The sequence below is a fragment of the Nocardia sp. BMG51109 genome (assembly GCF_000526215.1).
GTDB lineage: Bacteria > Actinomycetota > Actinomycetes > Mycobacteriales > Mycobacteriaceae > Nocardia.
This window is the reverse complement of the sequence record NZ_JAFQ01000004.1, coordinates 5,453,559-5,472,094: the sequence shown is the minus strand read 5'-3', so window position 1 is coordinate 5,472,094 and position 18,536 is coordinate 5,453,559. Positions and strand designations below refer to the sequence as shown.

Here is an 18,536-nt window from a genome sequence, read left to right as displayed (position 1 = left end):
CTGGGGCACACGCCGTCGGCGACGCCGACTATCCGAGATCGCCTCTCCACACGTGAGAGACGAGTACGAGCCGAAGGGACGGCCCGCGTCGAGCCGGTTGCGCCGCCGTGCGCAACCGCCAAGCAAACATATCCCCCATAGCCGCGTCGCGACAGGCCGATCGAACGAATTAGGGGGTGATGTGTGTAACCCGGGGTAACAGTGCTGGTCGGCGGCGATGCCGGGCGAGCCGGCGACCGACCGTACCGTTAGGGGATTCCCATACTGGGCGCATGCTCGAGACTGGATCGCGGCCACACTCCCCCCTCAGCGCACTCGGCGGACGGTGCACTCAGCGGAGGAGACGGATCCACCGCCGGGTGTCGGCCGGGTCGATCACGTCGTCCAGTTCGTTCACGGTCGCCGCGGTGAGCGCCTTGCCGCCGTCGTAGGCGGCGCGGACGAGAGCGTCGAAGGCGGCGCGGCGCTCGTCGGGATCCTCGATCGCGGCCAGCTCCTTGGCGAATCCCAGCCGGACCGCGCCCTCCAGGCCCATCCCGCCGATCTCGCCCGTGGGCCAGGCGACGACGAAGCGGGGAGCGCGGAAGGTGCCGGCGGCCATCGCCTGCGCCCCGAGGCCGTAGCCCTTGCGCAGGATGATCGTGCCGAACGGGACGGTCAGCGCGGCGGAATCGATGAACAACCGGCTGAACCTGGTGACGGTCGCCTCCTTCTCCGCCTCCGGCCCGACCATGAAACCCGGTGTGTCGCACAGCGAGACGATCGGCAGCCGGTGCGCCTGGCACAGGCGCAGGAAGGCGCCGAGCTTGTCGGCGGCGGGCGCGTCGATGGCGCCGCCGAGGTGATGGCAGTCGTTGGCGATCACCCCGAACGGGCGGCCCTCCACCCGGGCCAGCGCGGTGACCACGCCCACGCCCCACTCGCGGCGCAGTTCGAGCACCGAGCCGACGTCGGCGACGGCATCGATCGCCGCGCGGATGTCGAAGGCGCGCAACCGGTTCTCCGGCACCACGTGCCTGGCCGACCGCGGATCCGGCGACTCCCAATCGGCCAGCGGCCCTTGGAAATACGACAGGTACCGGCGGGCCGTGGCCACCGCCTCGGCCTCGTCCGCGGCGACGACGTGCACGACCCCGTTGCGCCGCTGCACCTCGATCGGGCCGATGTCCTCCGGTGCGCACGCCCCGAGCCCGCCGCCCTCGATCATGGCGGGCCCGCCCATCCCGATATTGGCGTCGGGGGTGGCGATCACGACGTCGCACATGCCCAGCAGCGCGGCGTTGCCGGCGAAGCAGCGCCCGGACACGATGCCGATCAGCGGCACCCGGCCCGACAGCGCGCCCATCGCCCGGAAGGTCGTGATGTCGAGGGCGGAGATGCCGGACCGGTCGGTGTCGCCCGGCCGCCCGCCGCCGCCCTCGGTGAAGAACACCACCGGCAGCCGCTGGTCGGCGGCCAGTTTCAGCATGCGGTCGGTCTTGTCGTGATTGCGCATGCCCTGGGTGCCGGCCAGCACCGTGTAGTCGTAGGACAGCACCACGGCCCGGGCCGCGTCGGCGCCGAAGCGGTCGGCGCCGATCGTGGCGACGCCGGCGACGAGCCCGTCCGCCGGGGTTCGGGCGATGAGATCCTCGAGGGTGCGCCGCTGTCGCTGAGCGGCCACGGCCAGTGCGCCGTATTCGACGAAGCTGTCGTCGTCGACGAGGTCGGCGATGTTCTCCCGCGCGGTGCGCCGGCCGAGCCGGTGGCGCTTCGCGACCGCGTCGGGGCGGGCCGCGTCCCGGCCGATCTCGTGGCGCTCCCGCACCTCCGCCAGGTCGGCGCGCACGAGATCGGGATCCACCGGACCGGACGCGTCCGGGGTGTCGTCGTGCTCGGCCTCGGCCCAGATCAGCAGCGCGGCGTGCGGATCGACGACGTCGCCCGGCGCGACGGCGTGGCGCAGCACCCGCAGCGGGCGCTCGGCGCGCACCACATGCTGCATCTTCATCGCCTCCAGCACGGCCACCTCGGCGCCGACCGCGCAGACGGCGCCGGGTTCGGCCAGGGCGACCACGGTACCGCCCATGGGAGCGCGGACCGCCTGCTCGCCGACGGGCAGCGGCACCGTGTCCGCGCCGCGCGATGCGGGGGAACCGGCCGGATGCGGCTGGGCGTAATCGGCGGCGCGCGTGAGTAGTTCGCCGATACTGTCTTCGAACCAGGAGGTCGGCACCGGACCGTCGAGTTCGGCGAGCGCCGCGCGCAGCACGGCGATATTGGTGTCGATGCCCGCGACGGCCGTCTCCGCCAACGCATCCGCGCAGCGCCGCACGGCCGCCGGATACGACGAGCCGCGGGCGACCACCTTCGCCAGCAGCGAATCGAATCGCGCGCCCTGCCGCAGCCCCGCGACGCAGGCGGTGTCGACCCGCACGCCCGGGCCGGACGGCGCGGTGAACTGCGTGACGACGCCGGTGCTGGGTAGCGGATCGCCATCCGCGCCAACGGTTTCCGCATTCACCCGGGCCTGTACGGCGCAGCCGCGGGGCGGGTCGCCGGGCAGTTCCAGATCGGCGAGGACGCGGCCGCGCGCCAGGTCCAGCTGGATCGCGACCAGATCCACGCCGAACACCTCCTCGGTGACGGTGTGCTCGACCTGCAGGCGCGGATTCACCTCCAGGAACCACGCCTCGGCGCCGTCGACGAGGTACTCCACCGTGATCACGCCCCGGCACCGCACCGATTCGGCGAGCCGCACCGCGTCCCGGTGCAGCCGATCCCGCAGTGCCGCATCCAGATCCGGCGCCGGGGCGATCTCCACCAGCTTCTGCCGGCGGCGCTGGACGCTACAGTCGCGGTCTCCCAGCGCGACCGCGCGCGCACCGTCCGCGATCACCTGCACCTCGATATGCCGCGCCGGCGACACCAGCGCCTCCGCGTACACCGTGTCGTCACCGAAGGCGGCCGCCGCCTCGGCGCGGCACAGCCGGTGCGCCTCCTCGACGCCGTCCGCCGCGCAGACCACCCGCATGCCCCGGCCGCCACCGCCCGCGGCGGCCTTGATCACGACACCGCCCGGGTACTGCCGCAGCAGGGCGCCGACCTCCGCGGGGCCGGCGCCGGCCGCCGTGGCGGCCAGGACCGGAACGTCCACCCGCCGCGCCGCCTCGCGGGCGGCGACCTTGTCGCCGAAGATCCGCAGCACCTCCGGATCCGGACCGGCGAACACGAGGCCCGCGGCCGCGCAGGCGGCGGCGAAATCCGCGCTCTCGCTGAGGAATCCGTATCCGGGATGCACCAGCGCGCCGGCCCCCGCCTTGCGCGCCGCCGCCACGACCGCGCCGGGATCGAGATAGGCCGCGGCCCCGTCCCCCGGCAGCGGCACGGCGTCGTCGGCGAGCCGCACCGGCAGCGCATCGGCCTCGTCGGCGGTGTGCAGCACCAGAGTGGGGAACCCCTGGTCGCGCGCGGTCCGCAGGATCCGGACCGCGATCTCTCCCCGATTGGCCACTACCAGATGCATAGCGCCACGATCGCACACCGGCGCCGCGCCTTGACGACCACTCACCAGGCGCTCCCCGTCTGCTCGGGCGCACCGTGACCGTACGGGTATTTACTGATACTAAGAGTACCGGTAAATTCGTCCGGGTACGGCCATCACTGAGGAGGCATCGATGACGCTGTCCACTGCACCGCCCACCGGACCGTTCGGCGAGGCGTACCGGGAGACGCTGCAGACGTTGTCGGAGGGTTCGGTACATCGGCGCTTCGACCCCTACCTCGACATCGACTGGGACGCACCGGAGATGCGGCTCGACCCGGACGATCCGCGCTGGGTGCTCTCCCCCGTGTCCGATCCCCTCGGCGCGACGCGCTGGTACCGGGAGTTGCCGCGGGAGCGGCAGATCGAGATCGGCCGGTGGCGGCTGGCCAACGCGATCAAGGTCGGCGCGGCCTTCGAGAGCGTGCTGATCCGCGGGCTGATGCAGTACATCATGAAGCTGCCCAACGGATCTCCGGAGTTCCGCTACTGCCTGCACGAGATGACCGAGGAGTGCAACCACATCCAGATGTTCCAGGAGCTGGTGAACCGCATCGGCGACGACGTGCCCGGCATGCGGCCGCTGTTCCGGAAGCTGTCTCCCCTGATCGGCGTCGCGGGCGGATATGCGCACGTGGTCCTGTTCATCGGGATCCTCGGCGGCGAGGAACCCATCGACCATTTCCAGAAGGCGCTGATCCGCGACGGCGCGAACCTGCCGCCGGCGGTGCTGCGCGCCATGCAGATCCACATCGCCGAGGAGGCGCGGCACATCTCCTTCGCCCACGAATTCCTCGAGGCGCACGTCGAGCGGATGAGCCCGGTGTCGACGGCGGTGTGCGGGCTGGCGTTCCCGCTGGTGATGCGCTGGCTGGCCGGCGAGATCATGACGCCGCCGCGCTCGTTCGCCCGCCGCTTCGACATCCCGCCGGAGGTCTTCGCCGAGGCGTTCTGGCGCGGCCCGCAGTCCCGCGCCATCCTGTCCGGCTACTTCGGCGAGATGCGCTCCCTCGCAGACAAACTCGGCCTGATGAACCCCGTCACCCGGTCGGTGTGGAAGCTGCTGCGCATCGACGGCCCGAAGGCCCGCTACAGGGGCGAGCCCGACCGAGCAGGACTCGCCGCGGCCTGAGCGCCGGAACTCAGCCGGACGCGGCCGAGCAGCGCACCCGCTCGCCGGGCCGCCGGATACGGCTGCCATCAGGTGTCGTAGAGACGTCTCACCCGGCCACATGCCACGGCGGCGCACCGTAGCGCCGCGGCGGGCGCGGGTCGGCGGGAACGGCGAGCACACCGTGCCCTCGACCCTCGTGTGCGGGCCGAGGGTATCCAGGTCGGCCGACAACCGTTACGCGGTCTCCGCGACGCCGAATCCGACGCGCCCGCAAGGGCTTCGGTCTCGATCACGAGCGTCGGCAAGATCCGCCGGGTCGTCTTGCGGTTCCGACTTCAATCGGGGTGGGCGGTGGTGTGATTGCCCCACCGGTTCCAATGCGTGACTGTCCCGGCAGGGACTCGGGGACCCCGGTGGAAGGTCGTGCCGCGGGTGTAGGCGACAGGGAGCAGGACCGTCTGCATGACATTGTCGTAGTCGATGCCGAGCAGCTCGGCTACCTCACGTTCGTGGTGCAAGTGACCGGGAAGCCACACCGTGCCGAGGCCGTGTTCGCGGGCCGCGAGCGCGAAACTCCACGCGGCGGGCAGGATCGAGCCCCACACGCCGGCCTGCTGCACGACCGAGGGATTCGGGGTACGCACCATGCGCACACACGGGAGCACCATCACCGGCACCTCGTGCAGCCGGGCGAAAAAATCCTGGGCTCCGTCGAGGAGTTTCGATCTGGCGACCGGATCCCAGCGGTCCGAGTCGTCGAAGTACACCGGCTGCGTCGGCCGGGTCATTCCGTTGAGACAGTAGGCGGCCAGCGCCTTGCGCAGTCCGGGATCGGTGACCACGACGAACTCCCAGTGTTGCCGGTTGCGACCGGTCGGAGCCTGCGTGGCCAGGTCGAGACATGCCTCGACGACCTCGGGCGGTACGGGCCGGGTGAGATCCATCCGGCGGCGCACACTGCGGGTCGTGGACAGCACTTCGGTCGCCGACAGGCCCAGTGACTCGATCATCGTCGACACCTCCTCCGGGACAAGATTTCGATGGTTGTCGAAATCTAAGAGTGGCATCAAATTCGATATGTGTCAAAGTCTCGAAATCAAGTAGCATGGGTGGTGTGCGGGCACTGAACCATCCGAATGCCGACTCGATCGAACTGGCCGGCGTGCTCGACGCGCTGGCCGATCCGATCCGGCTACAGATCGTCGGGCAACTGGCGGCGGCCGGCGGTGTGGTATGCGGTGGATTCGATGTGCCGGTGAGCATGTCGACGCTGTCGCACCATCTGAAGGTGTTACGGGAAGCCGGCCTGCTGCGTGTGACGCCCGACGGCAGTTTCCGCCGGCACGAGTTGCGCCTGAACGAGGTGGAGGGGCGTTTTCCGGGGATTCTGTCCGCGGTGGTCGACAATGTGATCGGCGAGTTCGCCCGGCCTTGACTTCGGTGCGCGCGACCATGGGTATATCTGACGGCATGACCAGTGCCACTGTGCCGGAACATGATCCGCGCACCACCACGCAGCGCGACGGGCGTATACGAACCCGGACCGGCACCGGACTGCATCCCGGCCGCTGACATGCCCCGGGTACATGACATCTCGACGTGCACTACTTTGCCGCATTGTGGAAGTACCGATCGTCCCACGGGCTTCAGGCTGGTTGCCGACGCAGCGGAGCACAGTGCGGAGGAGGGCCTGTCAGGATTCGGCTTGTTCTGTCAGGCATTCGGTGATGCCGTGCACCATGTCGGTCAGGGGTTCGAGGGTGCCGGAATCGACTTCGAGGCTGTATCGGCGGGTGGTGCCCACGCGCTGGACGCCGAGGACTCCGGCGTCGCGCAGGATCTTGAGGTGGTGTGATACCGCGGGCTGGGAGAGCTCGATGGCGTCGGCGATCTCGCCGACACTGAGCACGCCGCCCGCCTCGATCAGCCGTTGCACGATTTCCTGGCGGCGTTCGTCGCCGAGCGCGATCAGCAAGGGTCGGGCCGCCCGAAACAGTGCGGAGATGTCGTGCCTGGTCATGCTCACAGTGTTCCGGGTCGTTCGCGGCCCGCGGGAAGGGGTGGCATCGACGCTTCGAGGCTGCGCAGGTGTGTCACCGCCAGCCCGCGTTGCTCGCCGAGATCGGCCCAGTCGCGCAGCATCGCCCGTGTCTGGGGGCCGACCTTGGTGAAGTGCGCCCGCAGGAAGCTTTCCGTATCGAACGGGGCCAGCGCGGGCAGCATCCGCAGCATCACTCGCATCTGCCGATCGAGCACCCGGCGGTACGGGGCGCGCAGTCCGTGTTCGGCGGCCACCACCGTGGCGGCCTCGACTGCCGCCCGCGATGCCGGCGTGGTGTCGGCGCGTAGCGCGGCGAGTGACCAATCGGCGACCTCCAGCGACGCCACGTACGGGACGGTGCGTGCGGCATAGGCAACGCCGTTGCCGACGCGACCGGTTCGCGCCGCAACCCCCGCATTCCGCAGTAGAGCCCGCACGGGTGCGACTCGTTCCGGTGAACCGGCCAGTACCGCGGCACCGCCCGGCGGGCGGTAGTAGGCGGTGTGATCGGGGTCCGGGGCTCCCAGTGGTGCGGCCCACGCCAGGTCCGGGACGGTCAGCGAGACCAGTTGCTCGGCGGGCCATACCGCCGTGAGTGCGGGCCGGTCGCCGAGGCTCTGGTCGAGTGACACGACGGTGCTGCCGCCGACGGCCCGGCGCAGCGGCCGCAGCCAGGCGCCCTGCAACGCTGTCGAGTCGACGAACAACCAGACGCTGTGCCAGTCGGTGTCGGCGACGGCGCCCGGATCGGTGTACACGCGCGCCGGTGTCAGCGACATCGCGGCCGGCTCGCGCAGGCGACGCAGCCGCGCCACCCTCGCCCCGTCCCGGACGCCGTCCGCGCGGCCGGGCTTGACCAGATAACTGACAGTCGCTGCGCCGCGCGCCAATTCGGCTCCGTAGACCTGGCCGAGCGCACCCGCGCCCACAATCAGTACGTCCATATCCCCACCATCCATATATCGAAATGTTCGGATGTATGGATCATAGACGGGTTCGGGTGCTACGGCTACGTGTCACGAGCGCAAATCCTCGTCGGCGTGTTTCACGCCCGGCCGCGAGCAGCGCGGTCGGCAGGGCATCGGGAAAGTCCGTCGATCCATCGGGCACGGTGGGCACGTATCCGGTGCGTCATGTAGGTGTGCGGAGCGCATGGAGTCGCACCATCGAGCGATACGTCGTAGGCTCGCCAGCGTGACGGCTGGGGTATCGGTGTGGGTGCCGTTGGGAGTAGCAGCAGTCGGTTTCGCCGGAGTCATTGCGGCTCAATTGATTGCGGCGTGGCGCGAGGATCTGCGCTCGCGGCGCGATCACGAACGGCACGAGACCGACCGGCTATTCGCCGCTCGCCAGGAATCGTATGCCAAGCTGCTCGGGACGATCGAGCATTGGGACCACGTTCTCTACCCGATGGTGAGGGGCCACGCGAACGAACGCACCGTGACGCAGTCGGACGAACAGCGGCTGCGGGATGTCCAGGACGAGGCGAGCCGAGCCTTGGGGATGGTGGTTCTCGTTGCGCCCGAACCCATTCGGTATCGGACTCGCGACGTCATGATCCCGCGCTCGCAGATGACCCGCCGGCTCTTGTCCGATGGACAGCGAAGCAGCGAGTTCGACCGGCTGTGGGCCACAGGCCAAGCGAACTATCGGACGATGCGTGCGTTGATGCGCACCGATCTCGGCCTCGACGCCGAGCAGGCATACCTCCAGCGCGCCGAAGAACAGCCGGTCCCGGCGCGGACCGCGGCCGACAGCCAGGAAGCATTACCCCCGGCCGATCCATCGGAAGCGGCAACGTAGCTCGAGGTGCACCGTCATGCCGCGACCCGCGCGTTCGACCACAGACAAACGTTGGCTAGCAGTTGATCTCGCGAACGCGCACTCATGCCGACAAGCGTCCGATTTTCAAACGTCTAGAACGGCCGGGGCCAGGCGCTCGAGGATGTCGACGGTGGCCGGCAGGTCGGGAGCGACGGGGTTGATCAGGACGTGGTCGGCTCCTGCGGACAGGTGTTCGTGCAGGCGTTCGGCGATGGCCGATTCGTCGCCGTGGGCGATGATGGCGTCGATGACCGTATCGTCCACCGTACTGACCTGTTCCTCGGTGTAGCCGAGCCGAATCAGGTTGCGGCCGTAGGGTGAACCGGCGGCGCCGCCGATCACCTGGAGGGCGGACAGCGACTGCGCTCGGTATGCGCGCGCCTGCTCGCGGGCCTGTGCCGGGTCCGGGTCGTAGATGACGAGTTGCTCCGGGATCACCAGCTTGCCGGGGCCGAGAATGGCTCGTGCCCGCGCGGTCGTTGCGACCGGTGCCGCGTACGGGTGGGCGCCGTCGGCGCGCTCGCCCGCCAGGGCCAGCATCTTCGGCCCGACCGCGGCCAGCACCCGGGGATACGGTGTTTCGGCACGGGAGGCCGCGGGTGTCAGCGCCGCCTCCGGCCGGGTGTCCATCTCGTCGAGGTACTCGCGCATGCGGGCCAGCGGGCGGCCGTAACTCCGCCCGACACTCTCGGCCTGCCTGGGGAATCCGACGCCGACGCCGAGGACGAACCGCTGCGGATACGCCTCGGCGAGGGTGGCCGCGCCGGCGGCCATCGTGATCCCGGGCCGCGCCCACATATTCGCCACCCCGGACCCGATCACCAACCGATCGGTAGCCGCCAGCCAGACCCCGAGTTTGGCGAAAATATCCCTGCCGCCGGTACTTTCACCGGTCCACGCGGATCCGTACCCCAGCTGCTCGATCCGCACCAAGGCCCGCCTCTGGTCGTCGGCCGGAGCAGTCGCGGTGATCGCGTTGTTCAGCCACACACCGATCCGCCCCAAGCGCCGCCGCGCCTCGGTTACCGTCGTCATCCGCTGACCCTCTCGCCAGTACCGGAGAGAATTCTCCGTTTTCAGCCGCAACTATACGGAGAGATACTCCGTTTCCGCAAGGGTGCAAGCACCCGAGGGGCGTTGCCGAGCCGCACCGTCGGCGACGACGCGGCGATGCCCGGACAGCTCGACCACCTGACCGAAAACCATCGCCCACCCACGTATCCGGCTCGGCATCTTGCCGCTCACTGCCGAATACCGCTTGCCTGCAAAATATCTCGTCAGCCATGACCGCACCAAGCGGACAGGACCGATGAAGTCTTCGATGCGTCTAGGGTGGCTGCCATGACCACAGCGCCGGTGTGGACAGTCACCTCCACGACACCGACCGAAGAGGACGGACGGACCATTGCGAGGGCGGCGGTGGGCGAGCGGCTCGCGGCGCGAGGACCTCGAACGGCTTCTAGTTCAGTATCGAGTCATCCGCGACCCGGATCTCATTCATTTAGATCGAAGGTGGCACACCGGAATCCGGTGTCGTCGTCACACATTGTGTGGTCGGCGTCGTTGTGGGCTGCGGGTGCTGCTCGATCGAAAGGGGAGGTGAAGGCGCTGCCTTTGAGTTCGTACCTGCCGCCGGTGGTTTCGCTTGCTTGCCATTCCCACACGTTGCCGCACATGTCGAAGGCGCCGAATGGACTGACACCGCTCTTGTAATTGTCGACAGGTGTGGTTTTTCCGGGGCCGCTGCCGCGTACGTTGCATTTCGCGGGGGTGGCCTGGTTTCCCCAAGGGTACATATTGCCGCGGGTGCCGCGTGCGGCTTTCTCCCATTCCAGACTGTCGGGGAGCCGTTTGTGCGCCCACTGTGCGTAGATGGTGGCGTCGTCGTGGGTTACCCACACGACGGGATGTTCGTCGATCTCCGGTGGTGGGCACCCGTCCGGCCAGTGCCGAGGCGGTGTGTAGCCGGTGGCGGCAACGAATCGGGAATAGTCACGGTTTGTGACAGGAAAGGTGTCGATCCAGAAACCGGGCACCCATTCGGGTTTGTCTTGTGGCCCGGACAGATAGACTCCTTCGGGGATCCAGATGATCCATTTGCCATCGACTGGGTGACGGGTTCGGGGCGGCTGGCTGAAGGCGTCGATATCGCGGTCGTTGCCGATCGCTTCCGGTGGCACGAGTTCGGTGAATCGCGCGGATTCGTCGGCGGTCAGCCTGGCCAGGGAGGTATCGAGAGCTTCCTGGTTGACTGGCCGTGGCGTTATCTCGTCCCCGCCAGCTTCCCATTTCGATACCAGGCGCTCATTCACCCCTAGGTGTGCGGCGAACTGACGCAGGCTCATCCGCCGTGCGTCACGCAGCGCGCGTGTTTCGGCTCCGGTCCAGGGCCGAATCAGGCCGACCATCGCTTGTGACGCCCCTTTCCCTCGTCTTGGCGCATCAGCCTAACTACCGCCGGGACGAGCCGCTGGTCAGATCCGCTCCGGCGGAATGGATTTGTAATCCTTACGCAGGGTTTCGATCAGTTCGTGGTCGGCCGGCCACCACATGTCGTCGATGCGGGACACCGCGCGCACTCCGACCGCCGCATTGGTCGCCACCGCCCCGACGAACTCTCCGAGCCGGTCCAGCGTCACCGGCTCGGTGACGACATCCTCGTCGCGAGCTCGTGCTAGCAACCGCATGGTGGTGCCGACCAACATGTCGGCACAAGGCCAGACCAACTGGCCTTCGTCAGTGATGAATCCGATGTTGCTGGTGGTAATTTCGGCAATTGTGCCGTCGGGCCGAGTGAACACGGCATCGTCGAACCCCGCCCGCTGCGCGTTGGCACGATGATGCAGGGCACCGAACAGACCGGTGTGCTTCACCCTGGGCAAGTCACGAGCGTAGACCATCGCCTGCAGAGTCAGTGGCTCTTGCGGCGCGGACGGGGCGTTGCGCATAGTGACCAGCAGCTGCGGACTCGCGGTTGCGCCCGGATGACCAAGCGGTATGGCCGGGTCGTACACGGTAACCCGCACGGTAACCGGTTCGGTGACACCACGCAGCGCGTGGCGGATGTGCTCACGTACGCGGTCGGGATCGAGTTCGATGTCGAATACCTCGCGGCAGTCGCGGGTGAGCCGGTCCAGATGCAGCGAGAATCCTCGGGTCGAGCCGTCCTCCACACGCATCGACGTAAAGTGCCCGTAGCCGACCAGCCCCAGAGGAGCCAGGTCGGTGAGTGTGACCGGTGCACCGTTGAGTTCCATGCCGCCAGTGTTCCACCGCTCAACGACGCCGCAGCACAGGGTGGTGCTGAAGTTCGGCAAAGGGGCGGTGCGGTTCAGTGCACAGGCGGTTCCCAGTCTGCGGACCTGCGCCAATGCTGAAGTGCATGAAAAACGCGTACGGGGATCTGAATCGGTTCGCCGGGCGCGGCGGCGGGGTCGGCACGAATGTTTCGGCCACTGAGCAGGACGACGGTTTGCCGGATTGGCATGTGCTGGAAGCGGCGTTCTTCAGCGGGAGCCCCGCGAATGCGCATCCGGTCGCGCTGTATGCGTATCGATTGGGTCGACTACACCGGCAGCGGTGCGCGGTACCAGGCATGGCAGTAACGCGCCGCCAAGCGATTTCGGCGATCGATGCATGGGCGACCGAGCATGTGCACGAGTCGACGCGGGTGCCGTCACTCGGCGCCTATATCGACCAGATGGCGATGTCGTTCGTCCGCGCGTACGAGGTTCTGCGCAGTTGTGAGTCGGTAGGTGATGCGGTGCACGCGGCCGTGGTCGATGCGGCCGAGTGGGCGACAGGGTGGACCGAGATCGTCCTCAACTCGGCACCGCTCGCCTACAACGAGCGGTGGAGAGTGAGCTATCCGTGACGCCCCACCATTTTTCCCGTGGGAACTGGTTCTCGTAGCGTGCCGCAGGATTTCCTACACGGGATCATTAAAAAACAGTCTTCAAGGGTTTGATCCGAACGTATCCGGCTCGCGACATGCAATCCCATCCAGCCGAGCCGGGTACACCTTACACACCAGCATCGAGGACCAGGGGGTCAACGATGATCTACCCCAGATACGAAGGTGCACAACGAGATCCGGGCGAGAGCATGGAAGTGTTCGGCCCTCCCGTCCTGGCGGATCTACTGCTGCGGCTGGAACCGGATGAGATCCCGAGATCCTTCGATGAGGTCACGCCGGAACTCCTGCGACGGACGCGCGACGGATTGGAGGCGTGGGATTCGGAATCTTCCGGGCCCCGGGGTGTAGTGGCCCCCGGGGCCTGGAGGCCAACCTCCGAGGACGGGCTGTCATGAGCTTGGGGGGAATCTTCGGGAGCCCCGGGGCTGTCGGCTACGTGGATCGGGATGTGTCCGGGTTTCGTCAGATGGCCGATGAGGAACGGATCCGTTCGCGTGCAAGACGTCTGGGCTACAACCTTCTCAAGATCGTGGCCTTCGGCGTCCACACCGATCGGCCGATGGAACGCCTGACCAACGTGGTGAAACATCTCGAGGTGGAGGCGGTGTTCACTCCGAATCTGCACCATTTCGATGGCTTCGAGATTCCTCGGGAGCTTCACGCGATTGCGACCGTGTACACGGTGGATCAGGAGAGCGAGTACAAGCGCAAGCGTCGGCGGGCTCACCAAGGCCGGAGGGCTTAACCAATGGACCATACGAGGAATTACAGGTGGTGGGATGACGACACCAGCGGATACACCAATCTCGTCGCTCGGTTGACAGAACACCGCAATTGCTGTCCCGGTCCAGCGGGAACCGAGGAGTCCTGCATTGCCAAACGGTCACTTCTCGGAATTCGCCGCACCATGGGGTATTCAGGGCTTGAAATACCGCAGGACGACTCCGGAGACGTGCGAGATGAGCCTAAGCCTATACCTGTCAAGCCGGAAGACATCACAACGAAAGGACTGCGGATCGTTGCCTTTCCTCCCGAACGGTAACCATGCCTTCTCCCCGCACAAGCGCCGGATATTCGAGGCCATGGACGATGGCAAGGCGCACACCGCCGCCGAGTTGAAAGACAGCGCAGAGATAAGCCGAATAGGGCATGTTTCCAGGACGCTTAATTGGATGGTGAAATACGGCTTCGCTGTAGAGCGTAAGGGGTTGCACAAGCTTACGCTCAAAGGCCGTGAAGCGGCCCGGAATCTCGATGACGGATACGACTACGTTCCAGGCTGAGACCGAGGACACCAGCGAGTAGCAACCACGGCGACGCGGGATGACGGGGAGGCACGAACCGAAAGACGGAACGTACGTAGCGGAATGCGGAAGCCGGGGCCGGCCGCGAGGAGGTCGCGCTGTTGGCCGGGGTGAGGGGTTCACTACACCCTACTTAGCGGTGCGCCTGGGCAGCTCGCACGGACGCCGGATCAGAACGGCGTGATGCCACACCACGCCGCGAAGCCCCGGATGGTCTCAGTGCTCCGTATTTCGTCGCGAGCGAGCTGCCGCACTGTCTCGTGGACTTGGGGGTGGTACCTGGTTTGTGTCGGCACGATCCGCTTGGCGATGTGCAACGAATGCAGCGCGCCCTCCCGGTCTCCGTGCAGCAGGAAGCCTCTGGCGAGGTCGATGTAGTGGTGTCCGGCCCGCTCCTTCGGCGTCTGTCTCGGAAGCTTGATCGACTGTGCGCGCTTGACTGCCTCGGTGCCGTCCATTCCTTCTACGGCCAGCCCGACCCGCCAGATATCCACGTTGGTCGGTCCGAAGCAGAGCTGATAATCGTTTCGGTCCTCGCCGATGCGCTGGGCGGTCTCGGCGGCCTCGACCAGGTGCGCGTCGGCGACATCGCGCCGCCCGGCTCGAGCGGCGGCGAGGCCACTCTTCAGATGCAGGTTTCCCCACATGCTCAGTACCGCCGGATCTCCGGCACTGAGCTGACCTTCGATCCGTGATCGGCTGCTCTCGAGGAGCCGCTCGGAGGCGGCCCAGTCGGCACCCATGATCAGCTCTCCAGCGCGCTGGTAATCGCCCGCGAGAACCATCAGCTCGTCACCTGACTGGGCGGCGGCCCATTCGTACCGCTCGACGGCAAGTGAGGACAGATCAATGTAGCCGAGCTTGTAGACGACCTGGCTGGTTGCGGCGTACGCCTCGGCAGCCAGCCCGAAAACGCGTTCCCGCACGGAACCCGATGTCGAATACCAGGCTGTTCGAAGATCGGACAGCAACCCTGGCAACATGTGGCCGAGTTCGCCGAGCTTGACGCCATGCCGATAGGCCGATGCGGTCGCTACCTCGTTCGCGAGCTTATCGATCGGCTGCACCGGAACGTCCCCGAACGGCTCGATGCGATACGACGCGAGCTCGCGGCGGATGCCCACGACACCGGCATGTACCTGCTGCTCATCGCGAGTGTTACGCGGGAACGGCTGATCGGTGAGGTCGTCGATACCAGTGTTCAGTGCTCGGGCGGCGGCGCTGATGAAGGCCGGTGAGGCCGGTTTGTCGCCCTGCTCCACTTTCCGAATCAGCGACAGCGAAATATTCGATCGCTGTGCCAGTTGCTGCTGCGTCAATCCGGCAAGCTTGCGCCGCTCCTTGACGTGCCCGCCGACTCCGTCGACCGTTTGGGTCATCGTTTTCACATCCCCAATTGGACAGTGCCCCTGGCGCCAAGGGTGCCACAAACGGTGGCACTCCGTCTCTCTCCCGCCGATCAGGCTCTATTACAGGCCCCGCCGCCGGGTCGATGCCGCACTCTTCCCGGCACATCGACCGACAGCTCTGAGACCCCGGTCGGTGGCGAACGCTCCTCGGCGGCGGGTGCCTTCCGACGACGGACGGGGAGCGTGATGGGCAGGACGAACGGCGGCAAGCTGCCGCAGCGACTGGTGCACGTCGATTCGGGCGGGTCGAAGCACCCGGCGATCGTCTACACCGCACGCCCGGATGTGATCGTGAGACTCCTTCGGGCACTACGGGATTGGAATCCCAGGTACCAGGCCGAGGTCGAACCGGTCGAGGCTGAGGACGACGGGAACGTTCCGCCGCTGCCGTTGTGGTGCCTGCGGGCGTGGGAGAACTGATGAGTGCCCCGGCGGCTTGCTCGGTTCTCGTGGCGCTGCTCGCGAAATCAAGCCCGACACGGGCCGGACCTACTGACCGGGGCACCAGTGCGATTGGAGGCGGAATGCGTTGTGCGGCAATGCTTATCTGAGTCGTCGCGGTCGTGAGCGGGATCGTGGTCTTCGGTGCGTGGACGAGATCCGGGGAGCGCATCGAGGATGAGGACGGTCGCACCGACCGACGAATATAGTGACGGCCAACCGACCACAGAGGGGATCAGACGTGGGTGACGACGAACAATTGGGCATGGATCTCGGTGTTCCAGTGGAGCAAACCGAGTGGGGTAAATGGTTCGACCCGGACCGCCGGGCGGCGCAGGTACGAAAGTTCTTGGACTATGCGGGGTTGCGCGCTATTCCGTCCGAGCCGTGGCCCGAAGGGGCGCAGGAACTGACGAAGCTCGATGCCGTCGTGTCCGAACTGTTCCCGGATATGGCTACCGCGATGAAGCCTGAGAACGCCGATATGGCCGATGCGTTCATCTGTTTCCTCGGCGAGTGCTTCATCAAGTACGCGGGCGCCCATTGGGAGGACTATGAATGGTTCGGTCGTGAACATTCGTTCTACGACCACGTCAACCCGATGCTGGAATACGGATTCGATACCGACGGCGACACCGCCTATGGGTTGATGAAACTCATGATCGAAGATTACGACCCGACCGAGGGAGGCATGTTCTCCGGTATGGCCGAGATGATGCGCGAATTCGCCGACGAGTATGCAGCGGCACGTGACCGTATGTAGGGCAATACTTTTCACCTGAGCTTATCACCACATTCGGGGGGTGGGTGCCACCATGCCTGACGAGTACGACAAAATCCGGGACCGGTACAAGAATCCCGCCGTTCGCGGACGGATTTTCGAGCGCGGATTCGGACTGTCGCCGGCGAGCAGATATCGCCGAAATACCGAGAACTGCTGAAGGCATTGCAGCGAGAATTCGGCGGCCGAGTGGTGCATCACGAGCTGACACGGGAACAAGCCCGTGAAGCATTCGCGAAGGGACTCGCTCACGAAAAGGATTCCCGGCAGCTGGAATTGAGGACGCGGTACGAACTGAACCGCGCCGAACGTGCCCGTAAGCGGCTGGAAAAGATCCGTGCGATAACGCGGGAGCGCGAAACCCGGGAAAAAGCGGCACGAGAACGGACCGAACGGCAACGCGAGGTACGCACAGTTCCGACTCGGGCCGAGCGGGAACGGGTCATTCAGCAGGCGAAAGAGCGTGCGGTGCGTGAGTGGATGGACGAATGGAACGCAGCACTCGGCCTCGAACCACGCGAGCAGCAGCCCGAGCAGACCGGACAGCAGGAGCGGGAACGGGAAGAGCGAGAAAAAGCGCGCGCGAAAGAACTCGAAGCGGCTGGCAACGCCGCACATCGGCGACGACTGGAGGCCGCTGCCCGGCTTGCGGAGGACCGGGAACGGCATCGGGAGGCGGCCGAGCGCGGACAATACAGCCCGGCGACGGCCCGCGAGATCGTGGACTTGTTGGCCGTGGGGCCGGCTACGCCGATCGAGCAGGAACGGCGGCGGGACGCGCCGACTCCACAGATAACGCGGGATCGGGGCGAGCGTGGGCGGGAAAGGGTGCAGGAACGGGATCGGTGGTGAGAGCGTCTGTGCCGCAAGAGTTCCTGCGCTGACTCGAGGAGTCGACTTCGCCGCTCCGCATGGCCTCCAGTCGATGCTCCAGCGCATCGTGTTCGGCCTCGGTGTCGCGCCGTCGTCGGCGATAGCAGGCGGCCTCTGTGCCAGCGTTAGCGGGACCGCCTAGCGAATGCCGAAGCCGGGCCCCGACCGCACGCGACGCCGGCGCGGCTCAGATCACTCCGTGCAGTGGAGGTGGGGTGTCGTGCAGCAGGGCTCGGCCGAGGTGGTGGTATTTCCAGCGGACCGGGTCGTGCAGGGTGTGGGTGCGGGCGTTGCGATTGTCGTGGCGCAGCAGCAGTTCACGGCCGCCGTGCTGAGCAACTGCCCGCCGGGTCTACGCCCGGATGTGTTGTCGCTGTATGCCGAGTGGACCGGCCTGGCCGGATCGCTGGCCTGGGACGCCCGCGATCACGCAACGTCGGCCCGGCTGTACACCGAGGCACATATCGCGGCAACTGCCTGGCAGTCCACGGTGACGCGCGCCCGGCGGCTGAGGCGTCGCGACAGGCGCTGGCAACGATGCGAGACAGGGGCGGTCACACTGCTGGAGTTGGAACGTGCTCTGATTCAACTCGATGAGATCGAGGAAGCCGCCGATGTTGTCGGGCACTCTGCGGAGCTGACAGACCAGAACCGGTCGCCCCGGCTCGCCGCCGCCATCATCGAGGGTCGCCACCAACTCGCCCCTTGGGCCGATAGCCGGTCGGTGCACGAACTCGACCAACGGCTCACTGCCCGGGATATCGTGGTCGCATGAATACCGACCGCGTATCCGAGGTGCTGACGAGGATCGCGCGTGCCCACGCCGCTATTCACGCAACGGGCGAACTCCAAGAGGTCGGCCGAGGAGGTCGAATGTCGTCCAGATCGGAGGCATTCACGTTGGCATCGGCAGAACTTCACGCCGCCGAGCAGGCCCGCAATCGGCTGTTTGTGGAGATGGCAGGCGATACCGCGACTGTGTCATTCGACCTGGCGGACCGCTTCGGGCTCACCGGGCGCGAGGCCGCCACCCTCGTGAACGTGGCGCACGGAGGCCCCCGACGGCTCCGGGACCACCTGCTCGGCGAGTCAGACGCCACACAAGTGGTGTGGACTTCGGAAGGTCACAACCCGCCATAGGGACCGATTACCTCAAAAGGCGGCCGGTGTGCAGCAACCGGAAAATCGGTATACATGATTCGGCTCCATATACACGAAAGTCCGTATATTGTCCTGGAGAAATAATTTGGGAGGAACTGGCATACCGACCGACAATTGGGGGCGTTGATATGCACATGACGACCGGCGAA

The 18,536-nt window shown here is 66.7% G+C and carries 19 protein-coding genes; 11 read left to right on the top strand and 8 right to left on the bottom strand.

Going from position 1 to position 18,536, the window contains the following annotated elements; translation table 11 throughout:
• Positions 1-331: 331 nt before the first annotated feature.
• Positions 332-3,505, bottom strand: a complete 3,174-nt coding sequence (locus D892_RS0126205; RefSeq protein WP_024804079.1) for a carboxyl transferase domain-containing protein — start codon at positions 3,503-3,505, stop codon at positions 332-334.
• 151 nt (positions 3,506-3,656) lie between these two features.
• Here D892_RS0126205 and D892_RS0126200 point away from each other — a divergent pair, with 151 nt between their 5' ends.
• On the top strand, positions 3,657-4,655 hold the full coding sequence (locus D892_RS0126200) for a diiron oxygenase (protein WP_024804078.1): 999 nt from the start codon (positions 3,657-3,659) through the stop codon (positions 4,653-4,655).
• Between the two features lie 317 nt (positions 4,656-4,972).
• On the opposite strand, the gene D892_RS0126195 is transcribed toward D892_RS0126200, so the two are convergent.
• A complete protein-coding gene (locus D892_RS0126195) occupies positions 4,973-5,647 on the bottom strand; it encodes a nitroreductase family protein (protein ID WP_024804077.1) in 675 nt (224 codons plus the stop codon).
• Between the two features lie 104 nt (positions 5,648-5,751).
• On the opposite strand from D892_RS0126195, the gene D892_RS0126190 reads away from it, so the two are divergent.
• Entirely contained in the window at positions 5,752-6,072 is a 321-nt protein-coding gene (locus tag D892_RS0126190) for a helix-turn-helix transcriptional regulator (protein ID WP_024804076.1), read from the top strand.
• A 258-nt stretch (positions 6,073-6,330) separates the two neighbouring features.
• On the opposite strand, the gene D892_RS0126180 is transcribed toward D892_RS0126190, so the two are convergent.
• Both D892_RS0126180 and D892_RS0126175 read right to left on the bottom strand, forming a co-directional pair.
• Entirely contained in the window at positions 6,331-6,612 is a 282-nt protein-coding gene (locus D892_RS0126180) for a helix-turn-helix transcriptional regulator (protein ID WP_198036994.1), read from the bottom strand.
• A gap of 47 nt (positions 6,613-6,659) precedes the next feature.
• Complete coding sequence (locus D892_RS0126175; protein ID WP_024804074.1) at positions 6,660-7,622, bottom strand: ketopantoate reductase family protein; 963 nt, start codon at positions 7,620-7,622, stop codon at positions 6,660-6,662.
• A gap of 208 nt (positions 7,623-7,830) precedes the next feature.
• Here D892_RS0126175 and D892_RS0126170 point away from each other — a divergent pair, with 208 nt between their 5' ends.
• Positions 7,831-8,481, top strand: coding sequence for a hypothetical protein (locus tag D892_RS0126170; protein ID WP_156959686.1), 651 nt, complete (start codon positions 7,831-7,833; stop codon positions 8,479-8,481).
• Between the two features lie 105 nt (positions 8,482-8,586).
• Here D892_RS0126170 and D892_RS0126165 read toward each other — a convergent pair whose 3' ends face one another.
• The 3 genes from D892_RS0126165 to D892_RS0126155 form a co-directional block, all read right to left on the bottom strand.
• On the bottom strand, positions 8,587-9,537 hold the full coding sequence (locus D892_RS0126165) for a TIGR03620 family F420-dependent LLM class oxidoreductase (protein WP_024804072.1): 951 nt from the start codon (positions 9,535-9,537) through the stop codon (positions 8,587-8,589).
• 458 nt (positions 9,538-9,995) lie between these two features.
• The gene (locus tag D892_RS0126160) at positions 9,996-10,910 is read right to left on the bottom strand and encodes an SUMF1/EgtB/PvdO family nonheme iron enzyme (RefSeq protein ID WP_198036993.1); all 915 of its coding nucleotides are present in this window, start codon (positions 10,908-10,910) and stop codon (positions 9,996-9,998) included.
• 66 nt (positions 10,911-10,976) lie between these two features.
• Positions 10,977-11,759, bottom strand: coding sequence for an aminotransferase class IV family protein (locus D892_RS0126155; protein ID WP_024804070.1), 783 nt, complete (start codon positions 11,757-11,759; stop codon positions 10,977-10,979).
• Between the two features lie 77 nt (positions 11,760-11,836).
• Between D892_RS0126155 and D892_RS0126150 the strand changes: the two genes are divergently transcribed.
• From D892_RS0126150 to D892_RS47030, 3 genes are all read left to right on the top strand, one after another.
• Positions 11,837-12,376 (top strand): hypothetical protein, encoded by a 540-nt coding sequence (locus tag D892_RS0126150; RefSeq protein ID WP_156959685.1) that lies wholly within the window; start codon positions 11,837-11,839, stop codon positions 12,374-12,376.
• Between the two features lie 508 nt (positions 12,377-12,884).
• Positions 12,885-13,163: a hypothetical protein gene (locus tag D892_RS42155; protein ID WP_232236173.1), complete on the top strand. Its 279-nt coding sequence runs from the start codon at positions 12,885-12,887 to the stop codon at positions 13,161-13,163.
• 337 nt (positions 13,164-13,500) lie between these two features.
• Entirely contained in the window at positions 13,501-13,701 is a 201-nt protein-coding gene (locus D892_RS47030) for a hypothetical protein (protein ID WP_156959684.1), read from the top strand.
• Between the two features lie 191 nt (positions 13,702-13,892).
• Here the strand turns inward: D892_RS47030 and D892_RS0126140 are convergent, their stop codons facing one another.
• A complete protein-coding gene (locus D892_RS0126140) occupies positions 13,893-15,101 on the bottom strand; it encodes a helix-turn-helix domain-containing protein (RefSeq protein ID WP_024804067.1) in 1,209 nt (402 codons plus the stop codon).
• Between the two features lie 216 nt (positions 15,102-15,317).
• On the opposite strand from D892_RS0126140, the gene D892_RS0126135 reads away from it, so the two are divergent.
• From D892_RS0126135 to D892_RS0126115, 5 genes are all read left to right on the top strand, one after another.
• Positions 15,318-15,551: a hypothetical protein gene (locus D892_RS0126135; protein WP_024804066.1), complete on the top strand. Its 234-nt coding sequence runs from the start codon at positions 15,318-15,320 to the stop codon at positions 15,549-15,551.
• A gap of 262 nt (positions 15,552-15,813) precedes the next feature.
• Entirely contained in the window at positions 15,814-16,335 is a 522-nt protein-coding gene (locus D892_RS0126130; RefSeq protein WP_024804065.1) for a hypothetical protein, read from the top strand.
• A 210-nt stretch (positions 16,336-16,545) separates the two neighbouring features.
• Positions 16,546-17,205 carry a hypothetical protein gene (locus D892_RS47025; RefSeq protein WP_198036991.1) on the top strand — a complete coding sequence of 220 codons (660 nt, stop codon included), beginning with the start codon at positions 16,546-16,548 and terminating at the stop codon, positions 17,203-17,205.
• A 220-nt stretch (positions 17,206-17,425) separates the two neighbouring features.
• A complete protein-coding gene (locus D892_RS0126120) occupies positions 17,426-18,001 on the top strand; it encodes a hypothetical protein (protein WP_156959682.1) in 576 nt (191 codons plus the stop codon).
• A complete protein-coding gene (locus tag D892_RS0126115) occupies positions 17,998-18,366 on the top strand; it encodes a hypothetical protein (RefSeq protein WP_156959681.1) in 369 nt (122 codons plus the stop codon). Before D892_RS0126120 ends, D892_RS0126115 begins: the two co-directional genes overlap by 4 nt.
• The last annotated feature ends 170 nt before the right edge of the window (positions 18,367-18,536 follow it).